The sequence below is a fragment of the Kitasatospora sp. NPDC001159 genome, assembly GCF_053598235.1.
This window is the reverse complement of sequence record NZ_JBSFJV010000087.1, coordinates 1-14456: the sequence shown is the minus strand read 5'-3', so window position 1 is coordinate 14456 and position 14456 is coordinate 1. Positions and strand designations below refer to the sequence as shown.

Below are 14456 nucleotides of genomic sequence, written 5' to 3'. Positions count from 1 at the left end.
TTTCGGCCGATCTTCGACACCTTTGTAGAACCTTGACCGAACCCGACCGCTCCACTCTCTCGCGCTCGGCATATATAGTTCACCGACATATACTGCTGAACAGCTCACGAGGGGGAAGTGTGTCCCACACCGATCCGACCTGGTCCGAGCCCGTCCTGCGACTGACCGGGGTCTCCCGGGTGCACGGACGCGGCGCCACGGAGGTGCACGCCCTGCGCGGGATCGACCTGACCGTGCACGCCGGCGAGTTCGTCGCCGTGATGGGGCCGTCCGGCTCCGGGAAGTCGACCCTGCTGACCCTGGCCGGCGGGCTGGACCTGCCCAGCGAGGGCGAGGTGCTGGTCGAGGGCGTCGCGCTCGGCGGCCTCAGCCGGGGCAGGCTCGCCGACCTGCGGCGGCGCTCCGTCGGCTACGTCTTCCAGGACTACAACCTGATCCCGGCACTCACCGCCGCGGAGAACATCGCCCTGCCGCGCGAACTCGACGGCACCCCGGGCCGCACCGCCCGCCGGGAGGCGCTGGCCGCGCTGGAGGAACTGGGCATCGGGGAACTCGCCGACCGCTTCCCCGACGACATGTCCGGCGGCCAGCAGCAGCGCGTCGCCATCGCCCGGGCGCTGATCGGCGACCGCCGGCTCGTCCTCGCCGACGAGCCGACCGGCGCGCTCGACTCGGCCACCGGCGACGCCGTCCTCGCCGTCCTGCGCGCCCGCTGCGACGCCGGGGCGGCCGCCATGATGGTCACCCACGAGGCCTCGCACGCCGCCTGGGCGGACCGGGTGGTCCACCTGCGCGACGGCGCGGTCGCCTCGGAGACCGCCGGACGCCGCTCCGGCGCCTGCCGGGCGGCCGTGCACCGGCCCAACTCGCTGGGAGAGGTCGCATGCTGAGGCTCGGAGCATGGAAGGTCGCGCTGCGCATCGCCCGGCGCGACGCGCTGCGGGCCAAGGGGCGCAGCGCCCTGATCCTGGCCATGGTCGCGCTGCCCGTCCTCGGGGTCACCGGCGCCGACGTGGTCCACCGCAGCGGGCAGCTCACCCCGGCCGAACGGGTCGAGCGGGTGGTCGGCGGGGCGGACGCCCTGGTCACCGGGCTCAACCCCGGCCGGACCGTCGAGCAGGCCCCGATCGCCGAGGAGGGCGCCTTCGCGGTCGAGCCCAAGCCCGGCCAGCAGCCCACCGCCGAGCAGCAGCGGGCCGCGAGCACCGACCCGGCGGCCCTGGTCAGCTCACTACTGCCGCCCGGCAGCGTGCTCACCCCCGCCCGACCCGGACCGGAGACCGGCGCGACCTCACCCGAAGGCCTGGTCCGCACCCTCACCACCGAGGCCGACCTCGCCGACCCGGTCTGGCGTGGCCGACTGAACGTCGTCGAGGGCCGCGCCCCGAGCGCCCCGCACGAACTGGCCGCCACCCGGGCCTTCCTGGACAACGCGGGGCTCTCGCTCGGCGGCACCACCACCGTCCAGGGGCTGGAGCGGACCACCTTCACCGTCACCGCCGTGGTGGAGCACCCGGACGAGCTCGGCAGGGTCGAACTCGTGGCCCGGCCAGGCGAGTTGCTCGACCCGCTGGCCGCCGCGGCGGAGCCCGGCCGCCCCGCCGCCGAGCGTGCCCCGGACGCCCGCAACGCCTGGCTGGTCCACCTGCCGAGCGGAATCAGCCTCGACTGGGCCGCCGTGCAGCAGTTCAACGCGTACGGCTACACCCTGACCGCGCGCTCGGTCGCGCTCGACCCGCCGCCGTACGGGGCCGTCCCCTACTACCGCGACTCCACCCACTACAGCGACCCGGCCGCGGGCAACAGCACCAAGGTCGTGGTCGCCACCGTCACCGGGATGGCGCTGCTGGAGGTCGCGCTGCTCGCCGGGCCCGCCTTCGCGGTCGGCGCCCGCCGCTCGCGCCGCCAGCTCGCCCTGCTCGGCGCGGCCGGCGGCAGCCGGGCTCACGTCGGCGCGGTGGTACTCGGCGGCGGACTGGTCCTCGGCGTGGCCGGGGCGGCGCTCGGGGTCGCGCTCGGCACCGGGCTGGTCGCCGGGCTGCGACCGCTCATCGAACGGGTCGGCGGTGCGCGCTTCGGACACTTCGCGCTGCCCCCGCTGGACCTGCTCGCGATCGCGGGGATCGGGCTGCTCACCGCGCTGCTCGCGGCCGCGCTGCCCGCCTGGCAGGCCGCCCGCCGCAGCGTCACCGCCGGGCTCACCGGGCGGGACACCGTCCGGCCGCCCAGCCGGGTGGTCACCCTGCTCGGCGTTGCGCTGATCCTCGGCGGCGGCGCGATCGCGATGTACGGCGCGGGCGCGGTGCAGCGCGGCCTGCCCGTGGTGAGCACCTACGACGCCCGCACGCTCACCGTGCTCGGCGGCTCCGTCACCGCCGAACTCGGCCTGCTCGCCTGCACCCCGGTGCTGGTCGCCATGGTCGGCCGCGCCGCCAGGCGGCTGCCGCTCGGCCCCCGGCTGGCGCTTCGGGACTCCGCCCGGCACCGCTCGCGCACCGCGCCGGCCGTCGCCGCGGTGATGGCGGCGGTAGCCGGGGCGGTCGCCATCGGGGTGTACAGCACCAGCACCGACGCCGAGAACCGCCGCGACTACCGGCCGCAGGCCCCTTACGGATCCGTCCAGTTGGTCAGCTACCGGGACGGGGCGCCAGCCGAACAGCTGCGCGCCGAGCTGGAGACGCAGCTGACCGGGCTCGGCCCGCGCGCCGAACTCGGCCAGCTGGTCTACAAGTTCTGCGACAACTGCGCCAGCGACGTCCAGCTCAAGGGCCCGACGGACCGGCGCAGGCTCGCCGAGCCGCCGCACATCGCCACCGGGGACGCCGCCCTGCTGCACAACCTGTTCGACGTCCGGGACCAGGCGGCCGAACAGGCGCTGGCGGCCGGGAAGCTGCTGGTCTTCGACCGGTCACTGGTCGGTGCCGACGGCAAGGCCGTGATGCTGCTGCGCGGAGGCGGCGGCCCGGTGCAGCCGGGGCAGGTCCCCAAGCCCGACCTCCAGGAGGTCCCGGTGGACGCCGTGGTGGTCGACGACCCGGACGCCGCCCGCTTCGCCCAGGGGCTGCTGCCCACCCCCGCGCTGGCCAGGCTCGGGCTCGCGGCCCGGCCGACCGGCGCGGTCTGGCGGCCGGCCACTCCGCCGGACCGCAAGGCGCAGCAGCGCGCCGAGGCCGCCGCGATCCGGCTGGACCGCTTCGCCCGGCTGGATGTCGAACGCGGCTACCAGCCGAAGAGCGACGCGCTCACTCTGGCGCTCAGCGGCTTCGCCGGGCTGGTGGTGCTCGGCGCGGCCGGGATCGCCACCGGGCTCGCGGCCGCCGACTCCCGGCAGGACCAGGCGACGCTCGCCGCCGTCGGCGCGCCGCCCCGGATCCGGCGGACCATGGCGGGGCTGCAGTGCGCGCTGATCGCCCTGCTGGGGGCGGTGCTCGGGGCGACCAACGGGTTCGTCCCGGCGGTGGGGCTGCTGAAGTCCCGGGCGAGCGGACCGGGCTCCCAGCCGCCGCTGATCACCGCGCCCTGGGGCGAGCTGCTGCTGGTCGTGCTGGTGCTGCCGGTGGTGGCCGGGCTGCTCGCGGCGCTGTTCACCCGGTCGCGGGTACCGCTCGCGCGGCGGCAGTCCTGAGCACGGCCCGGGCCGGAGCGGCTGCCGTGAGCACGGCCTGAGCCGGAGCGGCTGCCCTGAACACCCGCTGAGCGCCATCCGCACGCCACGGACGCCCGCCCCCCACTGCCGGGGGCGGGCGCCCGGCGCTCGCCGTAGCATGGGCCGCGTTCCAGCGGGCGAAGGACGCCGGCGGCCGGTGCGGCAAGGGAGACCACGGCAGTGCTACGGGGGTTCGGCGATCTTGAGGCCGAGATCATGGACCGGCTCTGGTCCTGGGGCCGTCCGGCAACGGTGCGCGAGGTGGTCGACGACCTCCAGCAGCAGCGGCCGGTCGCGTACACCACCGTCACCACCGTCGCCGACATCCTGCACACCAAGGGCTGGCTGCGCCGGGACAAGATCGGCCGCGCCTGGGTGTACGAGCCGACCTGCACCCGCGAGGCGTACACCGCCCAGCTGATGCACCAGGCGCTGGAGACCACCCCGGACCGGACCGGCGCGCTGCTGCACTTCGTCGACCGGATGAGCGGGGACGAGGCCTCCGCGCTGCTCGCCGCCCTCGAACAGGTCAAGGCCCGGGAGACCGAGTGACCTTCGCCCTGCTCGGCCTCTACCTGGCCGTGACCGGCGCCCTGCTGCCCCGCCGGATGGCCGGCTCGGCCCGGCTCCAGGCCCGTCCGGCCCTGGGCGCGGCCCTGTGGCTGGCGCTGATGGCCTCGTTCATCGTCGCCCTGGTGCTCGCGGCGCACCACGCGTTGGAGCCCGCCGCCCACGAGCCGGCCGGGCTGCTCGGCCTGCTCCCCCACCTCGAACCGGCCGGGCCGGTGGTGCCGCACACCCACGGCTGGTGGCTGCCGGCCGCCGCCGGCGCGGTGCTCACCGCGGTGCTCACCGCCGTCGGTGCCCGGGCCGGGCGGGCCCGGCAGCGACACCGGGCGGTGCTGGACGTGGTCGCCGTACGGGACCGGCGCTGGGGCGCGCTGGTGCTGGAGCACGCCCACCCGACCGTCTACTGCCTGCCCGGGCGCCGCTCCCGGGTCGTGCTGTCGCGCGGGGCACTGCGGCTGCTGGACGAGCGGCAGCTCGCCGCGGCCGTCGCGCACGAGCACGGGCACATTCGCGGCCGCCACCACCTGTTCCGGCTGCCCGCCGACACCTTCGCGCTGCTGCTCGGCCCGCTGCCGCTGGCCCGGCTGGGGCACTCGGAGGTGGCGCTACTGCTGGAGATGGCGGCGGACGACGCGGCGCTCGCGAAGGTGTCGCGGGGCGAACTAGCCTCGGCGCTCTGCGCGTTGGCCGCGTCCGGGACGGCTCCGGGTGGGTCGCTGGGGGCGGCCTCCACCGGGGTGCTGGCCCGGGTCCGCCGACTGGCCCGGCCCGGCAGCTGCGGCCAGCGGCGCCAACTGGCCTGGCGGATCGGCGCGTTGACGCTGCCGGTGCTGCCCTACCTGCTGGCCTGCGCGCCGCACCCGTAGGTCGTTCCACCGGCGCCAACCGGCGCCGCAGATACGCCCGGGCCGTGTCGCGCGGAGGGTTCGGTTCCTTCAGGCCGGGCGGAACGTCCGCCGGTACGCCTGCGGTCCCACCCCGATGGCCGCGCGCAGGTGTTGGCGCAGCGACGCGCCCGTGCCGAGGCCCGAGCGCTGGGCAACCAGCGGGACGGGCCAGTCGGTCGTCTCCAGGTAGTGGCGGGCGAGGTCCACGCGCCGGCTGATCAGCCACTGGGCCGGGGTGGTGCCGGTCTCCTCGCGGAAGCGGCGGGAGAAGGTGCGCACACTGGTGTGGGCGTGGGCGGCCAGGTCGGCCAGGGTGAGCGGCTCGGCGAGGTGTTCCAGGGCCCAGGCCTGGGTGGCGGCGGTGCCGGCGGCGGAGGGTTCGGGGACGGGGCGGCGGATGTACTGGGCCTGGCCGCCCTCGCGCCAGGGCGGGACGATGCAGGAGCGGGCCACCTCGTTGGCGACCCTGCTGCCGTGGTCGCGGCGGACCAGGTGCAGGCAGAGGTCGATGCCGGCGGCGACCCCGGCCGAGGTGAGGACGTCGCCGTCGTCGACGAACAGGACGTCCGGGTCGATCCGCGCGGTGGTCACCATCCGCTGCAGCCGGTCGGCCTCCAGCCAGTGGGTGGTGGCCCGGCGCCGGTCGAGCAGGCCGGCGGCGGCCAGCAGGAAACTCGCGGTGCAGATGGCCACGATCCGGGTGCCGGGGCGGATCGCGGCCAGCGCGGCCCGCAGGTCCTCGGGCAGGGTGCCGTGCTCGCGGAGACCGCCGAGCGACAGCGCGGGTGGGATGACCACGGTGTCGACCTCGGCGAGCAGCGCGGCGTCCCGGGAGATCGCGAGGTCGAAGTCGGCGGCGGAGCGGACCGGACCACCGTCCAGACTGCAGGTGGTGACGGTGTAGAGCGGGCTGCCCGTCTCGCCCCGGGCGGCGCCGAAGATTCTGGCCGGGATGCCGAGCTCGAAGGGGAAGACGCCGTCCAGGGCGAGTACGCCGACGTGGTGCATGGCCGGATCCTTTCACCATGTGGCCGTCGCGCCACCACCAGGGGCCTTCGCAGATCGGCACTCTGACGACGTGCCCGGAACCACGGGCCCGTGATCGGAGGAGTACGACATGTCCCACACCATGCGCGCCGTCTCGCAGGACACCGCCGGCGGCCCGGAGGTCCTGCGGCTGGTGGAGACCGCCCGCCCGGCGCCCGGCCGAGGCGAGATCCTGGTGCGGGTACACGCCGCCGGGGTCAACCCGGCCGACTGGAAGACCCGTTCGCGCGGCACCTTCGTCAGTGGCGGCACGCCCCCGTTCGTCCTCGGCTGGGACGTCTCGGGCGTGGTGGAGTCGGTCGGCTACGGCGTGACGATCTTCCGCCCCGGCGACGAGGTGTACGGCATGCCGAGCTTCCCGAACCCGGCCGGCGCCTACGCCGACTACGTCGCCGCTCCCGCCCGGCACTTCGCGCCCCGTCCGAAGGGCCTGACCCACGTCGAGGCGGCCGGACTGCCGCTGGCCGCGCTCACCGCCTGGCAGGCCCTGGTGGACACCGCCGACGTCCGGCCCGGGCAGCGGGTGCTGATCCACGCCGCCGCGGGCGGGGTCGGCCACCTCGCCGTCCAGATCGCCAAGGCCCGCGGCGCGTACGTCATCGGCACCGCGAGCAGCGCCAAGCACGAGCTGCTGCGCGAACTGGGCGCGGACGAGCTGGTCGACTACCGCACCCAGGACGTCGCCGAGGCCGTCCGCGAGGTCGACTTCGTCCTCGACCCCGTCGGCGGCGCCAGCTGGTCCCGCTCCCTGCGCTCCCTGCGCCCCGGCGGCACCCTGGTCTCCATCGAACCGCCGACCGACGCCTTCCCCCTCGCCGAGGCCGAGGCCGCCGGCATCCGCGCCGTCTTCATGCTGGTCGAACCCGACCAACAGGGCCTGCGCGAGATCTCCCACCTGGTCGACTCCGGCCGCCTGCGCGTCCTGGTCGACACCACCCTCCCGCTGGCCCGGGCCGCCGAGGCGCACCGCCTGGGCGAGCTGGGCCGCACGACCGGGAAGATCGTCCTGTCGGTGGTCGGGGAGTAGGGGGCTACGGGCGGACGGCGCCGACGTAGGGCATGGCGTCGATGGGGAGGACCTCGACGTTCTTGCCGGTGCGGGGGGCGTGGATCATCTTGCCGTCGCCGATGTAGATGCCGACGTGGTGGATGTCGCCGTAGAAGAAGACCAGGTCGCCGGGCTGGAGGTCGGCGCGGGCGACGCGGGGGCCGTCGTTCCACTGGTCCTGGGACATCCGGGAGAGCTTGAGGCCCGCCGCGCGGTAGGCGGCACCGGTGAGGCCGGAACAGTCGAAGCTGTTGGGGCCGGTGGCGCTCCACTGATAGGGCTTGCCGAGCTGGGCGTAGGCGAACTGGACGATGGCGGCGGCGCGGCCGCTTGCGGGCGGGGCCGGGGTGTTCAGGTCGGGGCGCTGGGTGGAGCGGGAGGCGCGGTCGGCCGCGGCGGCCTGCTGGGCCTCGGCCTTGGCCTTCTCGGCGGCTTGCTGGGCGTTGACCTTGGCGCGGTCCTCGGCGCTGAGCTTGTTGAGCACCGCCTGGGCCTGGGCGAGCTTGGCCTGGATCTGCTGCTTCTTCTCGGCCAGCTCGGTGCCGACGGAGTCGAGCTGGGCGAGGGTGGCGGTGGCCTCGGTGCGGTCCTGGTCGAGCTTGCGCTGCTCGTTCTGGGCCTGCTTGAGCAGGGACGTCTGCGAGTCGGCGACCTGGCTCTGCACCGAGGCGCGTTCCAGGTAGGCGGCCGGGTCGGAGTCCAGCATCAGCTGGACGGACGGGTCGATGCCGTTGCTGCGGTACTGGTCGGCGGCCACGCCACCGAGCCGGGTGCGCAGTTCGTTCATCGTCTCCTGGCCGCGGGCGACCTTCTCCTGGATCTTGTTGGCGTCCCCCTGCAGCTTCTGCTGCTTCTCCTGGAAGCCGTTGTACTGCTCGACGGCCTGCTCGGCCTCCTCGTTGAGCTTGTCCACCTGCTCCTTGACGGTGGCGAGGGAGGGGCTGGGCTCGGCATGGGCGGTACCGGAGGCGAGCACCGCGCCGCCGGCCATCGCCGTGGTGAGGACCGCCAGACGGGCACGGCTCGGGGGGCTGGGCTTGCGGCGCTTTCCCATCGCGGTGGGCTCTCCTTCGGGGGACGGGCTGGGACGTCCGGTGACACTCGGAAGACGTTCCGGGGACGTTCCCGGGTTCGATCGAGGCGTCCGGGGACGCGAAGGGGACGACGAAGGCAGGCGGGGACGTACGGGGGATTCGCCCCCGGCCGCCTTCTTCGAAGTAACTTAATAGATGAGTGGTGAGGTTCCGCAATCCCCCTGATCCGGGCACTTCCGGACGATCGATCGTGCGGCGTCCCACCGGCGTTGGGCCCGCCCCGACACCCCGTCGGGACACTCCCCGGCGGGCGGAGTGCAGGGCCGCGCGGCACTCTCCGGCGGGCGGAGTGCAGGGCCGCGCGGCACTCTCCGGCGGGCCCAGTGCTAAAGGCTGACAAAATCGAGAACTAGGTCACACGCGACTCCCCTCCTGCCGGTCCGCGAACGGGCGCTAACCTGCGGACATGAAGGTCCTGCCCGAAGGGCTCCCCCTCGCCGCCGAGTTCCCGGCCGCGCACCGTGAGCAGTGGCAGCAGCTCGTCGAGGGCGTGCTGCGCAAGTCCGGTGCCCAGCCCGAGGACGGTGCTGCCGCCGAGCAGGCGCTCAGCACCGCGCTCCAGGACGGCCTGCGCGCCCGCCCGCTGTACACCGCCGAGGACAGCTCGACCGAGCCCGGCTACCCCGGCTTCCCGCCGTTCGTCCGCGGCGGCCGGCCGCAGGGCTCCGCCATCGCCGGATGGGACGTCCGTCAGCGGCACGCCGATCCTGACCGGCGGCGCACCAACGAGGCGGTCCTTGCGGACCTGGAGAACGGCGTCGGCTCGCTCTGGCTGGAGCTGGGCGGAGCGGGCCTGCCGGTGTCGGCCCTGCCCGAGGCGCTCACCGGGGTGTACCTGGACCTGGCCGCCGTAGCGCTCGACGCCGGCTCCGAATTCACGGACGCCGCCGAGCAGTTGTTCAAGCTGTACGAGGACCGCGACGTCTCCCCCGGCTCCGCCGCCGGCAACCTCGGCGCCGACCCGCTCGGCCTCCGGGCCCGCACCGGCGACGCGGCCCGCACGGACGCGCTGCTGGCCGAGGCCACCGCGCTGGCCGCCCGCTGCGCCGCCGACTACCCGAACGTCCGGGCCCTCACCGTCGACGCCCTGCCGTACCACGAGGCCGGCGCCTCCCCCGCCCAGGAGCTGGGCTGCTCGCTGGCCACCGGCGTCGCCTACCTGCGCGCGCTGACCGCCGCCGGGCTGTCGGTGGACGCCGCGCTCGGCCAGCTGGAGTTCCGCTTCGCCGCGGACGCCGACCAGTTCCTGACCATCGCCAAGTTCCGTGCCGCGCGCCGCCTCTGGGCCCGCGTCGCCGAGGTGTCCGGCGCCTCCGCCGAGGCCTCGGCGCAGCGCCAGCACGCCGTCACCTCCCGGGTGATGATGACCGCCCGCGACCCGTGGGTGAACATGCTGCGCACCACCGTGGCCTGCCTGGCCGCCGGGGTCGGCGGCGCCGACGCCGTCACCGTGCTGCCCTTCGACAGCGCACTCGGCCTCCCCGACGCCTTCGCCCGCCGGATCGCCCGCAACACCCAGTCGATCCTGCTGGAGGAGTCCCACCTGGCCCGGGTGATCGACCCGGCCGGCGGCTCCTGGTACGTCGAGCAGCTGGGCGAGGAACTGGCGCAGGCCGCCTGGGCCTGGTTCCAGGAGATCGAGCGGGCCGGCGGCCAGCGCGCCGCCCTCGACTCGGGCCTGGTCGAGCAGCGGATCTCCGCGGCCTGGGCCGAGCGCTCCGTGAAGCTCGCCAAGCGGCGCGAACCGGTCACCGGCGTCAGCGAGTTCCCGCACCTGGACGAGCAGCCGCTGGTCCGCGAGCCGGCTCCGGCCGGCGCCACGGGCGGCCTGCCGCAGGTGCGCCGCGCCGAGGCGTACGAGGCGCTGCGCGACCGCTCGGACGCACATCTCGCGGCGACCGGTGCCCGTCCGTCCCTGTTCCTGGCCTCGATCGGCACCGCCGCCGCGCACACCGCGCGCACCACCTTCGCGGCCAACCTGTTCCAGGCGGGCGGCATCGCGACCTCCGCCCTCGAATCCGTGGACCCGGCGGCGTTCGCCGAGGCGTTCACCGCCTCCGGCGCCACCGTCGCCTGCCTGTGCTCCGGTGACGCCCTGTACGGCGAGCACGCCGAGGCGGTGGCCGCTGCGTTGAAGGCGGCCGGCGCCCAGCGGGTGCTGCTGGCCGGCCGGCTCGCCGAAGTACCCACCGGAGTGGACGAGTTCATCTACGCGGGCGGGGACGCGGTCGCCGTCCTGACCTCCCTGCTGGACCTGATCGGAGTGGCCCGATGATCCCCGACTTCACCGAAATCGGGCTGAACGGCGACGCCGCCCCGGACGTCACCAACGCCCAGTGGCAGAGCGCCTGGCGCCGGTCCACCGGCAAGGACGCCGACGAGCTGGTCTGGGAAACCCCCGAGGGCATCGGCGTCAAGCCGCTGTACACCGCGGCGGACCTGGCCGGCCTGGACTTCCTGGAGACGTACCCCGGCATCGCCCCGTACCTGCGCGGGCCGTACCCGACCATGTACGTCAACCAGCCCTGGACCGTTCGCCAGTACGCCGGTTTCTCCACCGCCGAGGAGTCCAACGCGTTCTACCGCCGGAACCTGGCGGCCGGTCAGAAGGGCCTCTCGGTCGCTTTCGACCTGCCGACCCACCGCGGCTACGACAGCGACCACCCGCGCGTGACCGGCGACGTCGGCATGGCGGGCGTCGCCATCGACTCGATCTACGACATGCGCCAGCTGTTCGACGGCATCCCGCTGGACAAGATGTCCGTGTCGATGACCATGAACGGCGCCGTGCTGCCGGTCCTCGCGCTGTACATCGTCGCGGCCGAGGAGCAGGGCGTACCGCCGGAGAAGCTGGCGGGGACCATCCAGAACGACATCCTCAAGGAGTTCATGGTCCGCAACACCTACATCTACCCGCCGCAGCCGTCGATGCGGATCATCTCGGACATCTTCGCGTACACCTCGCAGAAGATGCCCCGGTACAACTCGATCTCCATCTCCGGCTACCACATCCAGGAAGCCGGTGCCACCGCCGACCTGGAGCTGGCCTACACCCTGGCCGACGGGGTGGAGTACCTGCGCGCGGGCCTGGACGTGGGGCTGGACGTGGACGCCTTCGCGCCGCGGCTGTCGTTCTTCTGGGCGATCGGCATGAACTTCTTCATGGAGGTCGCCAAGCTGCGCGCGGCCCGGCTGCTGTGGGCCAAGCTGGTCAAGCAGTTCGACCCGAAGAACCCCAAGTCCCTTTCGCTGCGCACCCATTCGCAGACCTCGGGCTGGTCACTCACCGCCCAGGACGTGTTCAACAACGTCACGCGGACGTGCGTCGAGGCGATGGCCGCGACCCAGGGCCACACCCAGTCGCTGCACACCAACGCCCTGGACGAGGCGCTGGCGCTGCCGACCGACTTCTCCGCCCGCATCGCCCGCAACACCCAGCTGCTGCTGCAGCAGGAGTCGGGCACCTGCCGGGTCATCGACCCGTGGGGCGGCTCGGCGTACGTCGAGAAGCTGACGAACGACCTGGCGGCGCGCGCCTGGCAGCACATCCAGGAGGTCGAGGCGGCCGGCGGCATGGCCAAGGCCATCGATGCCGGCATCCCGAAGATGCGCGTCGAGGAGGCCGCCGCCCGTACCCAGGCACGCATCGACTCCGGCCGCCAGCCGGTGATCGGCGTCAACAAGTACCGGGTCGAGAGCGACGAGCAGATCGAGGTGCTCAAGGTCGACAACTCCGCGGTCCGCGCCCGGCAGATCGAGAAGCTGCGGCGGCTGCGCGAGGAGCGCGACGAGGCCGCCACGCAGGACGCGCTGAACGCGCTGACCCGCGCCGCCGAAGCCGGTCCGCAGCGCGGAGGCTCGCTGGACGGCAACCTGCTGCACCTGGCCGTCAACGCGGCCCGGGCCAAGGCCACCGTCGGCGAGATCTCGGACGCCCTGGAGAAGGTGTACGGCCGCCACTCCGGCCAGATCCGTACCATCTCCGGTGTGTACCGAGACGAAGCCGGCCCGTCGGCACCCCTCCAGCGCACCCGTGACCTGGTCGAGCGGTTCGAGCAGGCCGAGGGCCGCCGCCCGCGCATCCTGGTCGCCAAGATGGGCCAGGACGGCCACGACCGCGGCCAGAAGGTGATCGCCACCGCCTTCGCCGACCTCGGCTTCACGGTGGACGTCGGCCCGCTGTTCCAGACCCCGGCCGAGGTCGCCCGCCAGGCCGTCGAGGCGGACGTGCACATCGTCGGTGTCTCCTCGCTGGCCGCCGGGCACCTGACGCTGGTGCCTGCGCTGCGGGCCGAACTCGCCGCGGCGGGGCGGGAGGACATCACCATCGTGGTGGGTGGGGTCATCCCGCCGCAGGACTTCGACGCGTTGTACGAGGCGGGCGCGGCGGCGGTGTTCCCGCCCGGCACGGTCATCCCGGACGCCGCGTACGACCTGCTGAAGTCGCTGGCGGCCGACCTCGGCCACGAGCTGTAGGTCGATTCGCGGATGCCCCCTCGGACGATCGACCTCGACGCATATGTGACGGGTGTCCTCGACGGCTCGCGCGCCTGGATCGCGCGCGCCGTCACCCTCGTCGAGTCCACCCGGCCCGACCATCGCGCGCTCGCGCAGCAGCTGCTCCAGCGGCTGCTGCCGCACGCGGGCGGCGCGGTGCGGGTGGGCATCACGGGCGTGCCCGGAGTCGGCAAGTCGACCTTCATCGACTCCTTCGGCACGATGCTGACGGGGTTGGGCCACCGGGTCGCGGTGCTCGCCGTCGACCCGACGTCGAGTCGGACGGGCGGCTCCATCCTGGGCGACAAGACCCGGATGGAGCGGCTTGCGGTTGATCCTGCCGCGTTCGTCCGGCCGTCCCCGACCTCGGGGACGCTGGGCGGGGTCGCCAAGGCCACCCGGGAGTCGATGGTGGTGATGGAGGCGGCGGGCTACGACGTCGTCCTGATCGAAACCGTCGGCGTCGGCCAGTCCGAAACGACGGTGGCCGGAATGGTCGACACCTTCCTGCTGCTCAGCCTGGCCAGGACGGGCGACCAGCTCCAGGGCATCAAGAAGGGCGTGCTGGAGCTGGCGGACGTCATCGCCGTCAACAAGGCGGACGGCCCGCACGAGCGCGACGCGAAGGCGGCGGCGCGCGAACTCGCGGGTGCGTTGCGGCTGTTGCAGGCCCCGGACGCGGCGTGGACTCCCCCGGTGCTCACCTGCAGCGGGCTCGACGGCGCCGGGCTGGACGTGCTGTGGGAGCGGCTGCAGCAACACCGCAAGGTGTTGGACGCCACCGGCGCGCTCACCGCCAAGCGGCGGGACCAGCAGGTCGAATGGACGTGGTCGATGGTCCACGACCAGCTTTACGCGAGGCTGCACGAGCACCCCGAAGTACGGAGGCTGGCACCCGAGTTGGAGACCCAGGTCCGCGCCGGCACCCTCCCGGCGGGATTGGCAGCACAGCAGATCCTGGACACCTTCTTCGGCTAGCGGTCACACCCCGCCACGAAGCCCGCCACCACTACGGCCGAGAAGAGCACCCACCACACGAGCCGCCCGACGATCGCCACTACGCCGCCTCGGGCAGAGCGTGAAGGTCGCGCGCCGTGCCCCACCCATGCGTGGGGCACGGCGCTTCGGCGGTTTCGAGGCACTCGAACCAGACCACCTTGCCGACCCCCGCCGGGTGCCATCCCCACGCATGCGCCAGCGCCTCGACCAACAGGAGGCCACGCCCACCGGTCGCTTCCTCAGCCCGCTCCCGAGCCGGCAACTCCGCACACCGGTCGGCAACTTCCACCCGCACCCGCCCGGCCCGCCACCGAACAGCCACGAGGCAGCGCTCCTTGGCGTGCACCATCGCATTGGCGATCACCTCGCTCGCACACAGCTCCACCTCCCGAAGCGCATCGCCCGACAGCGGCACACCCCATTCCCGCAGGATCGCCACCACCAACCTCCGCGCCGCCGGCACGGCGCCGGCCCCCGGTGGCACATCCCGCTCCAGCGGAACCGGGAATCGGGCGTTACTCAGTGGACTGACCACAGGGACTCCTCCAAGCCGGCCAGGCATGCAAATGCGAGTACAGGGCCGGCCCCGAGCCACCACCCGCACCGCCGCATTGAGCAGGGCCTCCCGGCCCTCTCCGTAGTTCATGCGCCTCTTTCGCGGATTGCGC

The 14456-nt window shown here is 73.9% G+C and carries 11 protein-coding genes; 8 read left to right on the top strand and 3 right to left on the bottom strand.

All coding sequences use genetic code 11. From position 1 onward, the window contains the following. The first annotated feature begins 119 nt into the window (after positions 1 to 119). The 4 genes from ACWC9T_RS31900 to ACWC9T_RS31885 all read left to right on the top strand — a co-directional run bounded on the left by ACWC9T_RS31900 (position 120) and on the right by ACWC9T_RS31885 (position 5082). Positions 120 to 890 carry an ABC transporter ATP-binding protein gene (locus tag ACWC9T_RS31900; RefSeq protein ID WP_449824530.1) on the top strand — a complete coding sequence of 257 codons (771 nt, stop codon included), beginning with the start codon at positions 120 to 122 and terminating at the stop codon, positions 888 to 890. Continuing rightward, positions 884 to 3625, top strand: a complete 2742-nt coding sequence (locus ACWC9T_RS31895) for an FtsX-like permease family protein (RefSeq protein ID WP_449824529.1) — start codon at positions 884 to 886, stop codon at positions 3623 to 3625. Before ACWC9T_RS31900 ends, ACWC9T_RS31895 begins: the two co-directional genes overlap by 7 nt. 201 nt (positions 3626 to 3826) lie before the next feature. Further along, positions 3827 to 4198 carry a BlaI/MecI/CopY family transcriptional regulator gene (locus ACWC9T_RS31890; protein ID WP_449824528.1) on the top strand — a complete coding sequence of 124 codons (372 nt, stop codon included), beginning with the start codon at positions 3827 to 3829 and terminating at the stop codon, positions 4196 to 4198. After that, complete coding sequence (locus ACWC9T_RS31885; RefSeq protein WP_449824527.1) at positions 4195 to 5082, top strand: M56 family metallopeptidase; 888 nt, start codon at positions 4195 to 4197, stop codon at positions 5080 to 5082. The genes ACWC9T_RS31890 and ACWC9T_RS31885 overlap by 4 nt, the downstream gene beginning before the upstream one ends. A gap of 69 nt (positions 5083 to 5151) precedes the next feature. On the opposite strand, the gene ACWC9T_RS31880 is transcribed toward ACWC9T_RS31885, so the two are convergent. Further along, a complete protein-coding gene (locus ACWC9T_RS31880; protein ID WP_449824526.1) occupies positions 5152 to 6111 on the bottom strand; it encodes a GlxA family transcriptional regulator in 960 nt (319 codons plus the stop codon). Between the two features lie 109 nt (positions 6112 to 6220). Here ACWC9T_RS31880 and ACWC9T_RS31875 point away from each other — a divergent pair, with 109 nt between their 5' ends. After that, a complete protein-coding gene (locus ACWC9T_RS31875) occupies positions 6221 to 7177 on the top strand; it encodes an NADP-dependent oxidoreductase (RefSeq protein WP_449824525.1) in 957 nt (318 codons plus the stop codon). Between the two features lie 4 nt (positions 7178 to 7181). Here ACWC9T_RS31875 and ACWC9T_RS31870 read toward each other — a convergent pair whose 3' ends face one another. Then, the gene (locus ACWC9T_RS31870) at positions 7182 to 8252 is read right to left on the bottom strand and encodes an NlpC/P60 family protein (RefSeq protein WP_449824524.1); all 1071 of its coding nucleotides are present in this window, start codon (positions 8250 to 8252) and stop codon (positions 7182 to 7184) included. A 446-nt stretch (positions 8253 to 8698) separates the two neighbouring features. Between ACWC9T_RS31870 and ACWC9T_RS31865 the strand changes: the two genes are divergently transcribed. From ACWC9T_RS31865 to meaB, 3 genes are read left to right on the top strand one after another with little or no spacing between them, the layout of a single operon-like run. Beyond that, positions 8699 to 10567, top strand: a complete 1869-nt coding sequence (locus ACWC9T_RS31865; protein WP_449824523.1) for a methylmalonyl-CoA mutase subunit beta — start codon at positions 8699 to 8701, stop codon at positions 10565 to 10567. Further along, a complete protein-coding gene (gene scpA, locus ACWC9T_RS31860) occupies positions 10564 to 12768 on the top strand; it encodes a methylmalonyl-CoA mutase (RefSeq protein WP_449824522.1) in 2205 nt (734 codons plus the stop codon). Before ACWC9T_RS31865 ends, scpA begins: the two co-directional genes overlap by 4 nt. Positions 12769 to 12780: 12 nt before the next feature. Further along, positions 12781 to 13767, top strand: coding sequence for a methylmalonyl Co-A mutase-associated GTPase MeaB (meaB, locus tag ACWC9T_RS31855; protein WP_449824521.1), 987 nt, complete (start codon positions 12781 to 12783; stop codon positions 13765 to 13767). A gap of 79 nt (positions 13768 to 13846) precedes the next feature. On the opposite strand, the gene ACWC9T_RS31850 is transcribed toward meaB, so the two are convergent. Further along, complete coding sequence (locus ACWC9T_RS31850; protein WP_449824543.1) at positions 13847 to 14350, bottom strand: ATP-binding protein; 504 nt, start codon at positions 14348 to 14350, stop codon at positions 13847 to 13849. Between the last annotated feature and the right edge of the window lie 106 nt (positions 14351 to 14456).

Coding starts and splice junctions, on each gene's coding strand:
- ACWC9T_RS31895 (WP_449824529.1), top strand. CDS start 884: ATGCTGAGGCTCGGAGCATGGAAGGTCGCGCTGCGCATCGCCCGGCGC.
- ACWC9T_RS31880 (WP_449824526.1), bottom strand. CDS start 6,111: ATGCACCACGTCGGCGTACTCGCCCTGGACGGCGTCTTCCCCTTCGAG.
- ACWC9T_RS31875 (WP_449824525.1), top strand. CDS start 6,221: ATGTCCCACACCATGCGCGCCGTCTCGCAGGACACCGCCGGCGGCCCG.
- ACWC9T_RS31870 (WP_449824524.1), bottom strand. CDS start 8,252: ATGGGAAAGCGCCGCAAGCCCAGCCCCCCGAGCCGTGCCCGTCTGGCG.
- ACWC9T_RS31865 (WP_449824523.1), top strand. CDS start 8,699: ATGAAGGTCCTGCCCGAAGGGCTCCCCCTCGCCGCCGAGTTCCCGGCC.
- scpA (WP_449824522.1), top strand. CDS start 10,564: ATGATCCCCGACTTCACCGAAATCGGGCTGAACGGCGACGCCGCCCCG.
- meaB (WP_449824521.1), top strand. CDS start 12,781: ATGCCCCCTCGGACGATCGACCTCGACGCATATGTGACGGGTGTCCTC.
- ACWC9T_RS31850 (WP_449824543.1), bottom strand. CDS start 14,350: ATGCCTGGCCGGCTTGGAGGAGTCCCTGTGGTCAGTCCACTGAGTAAC.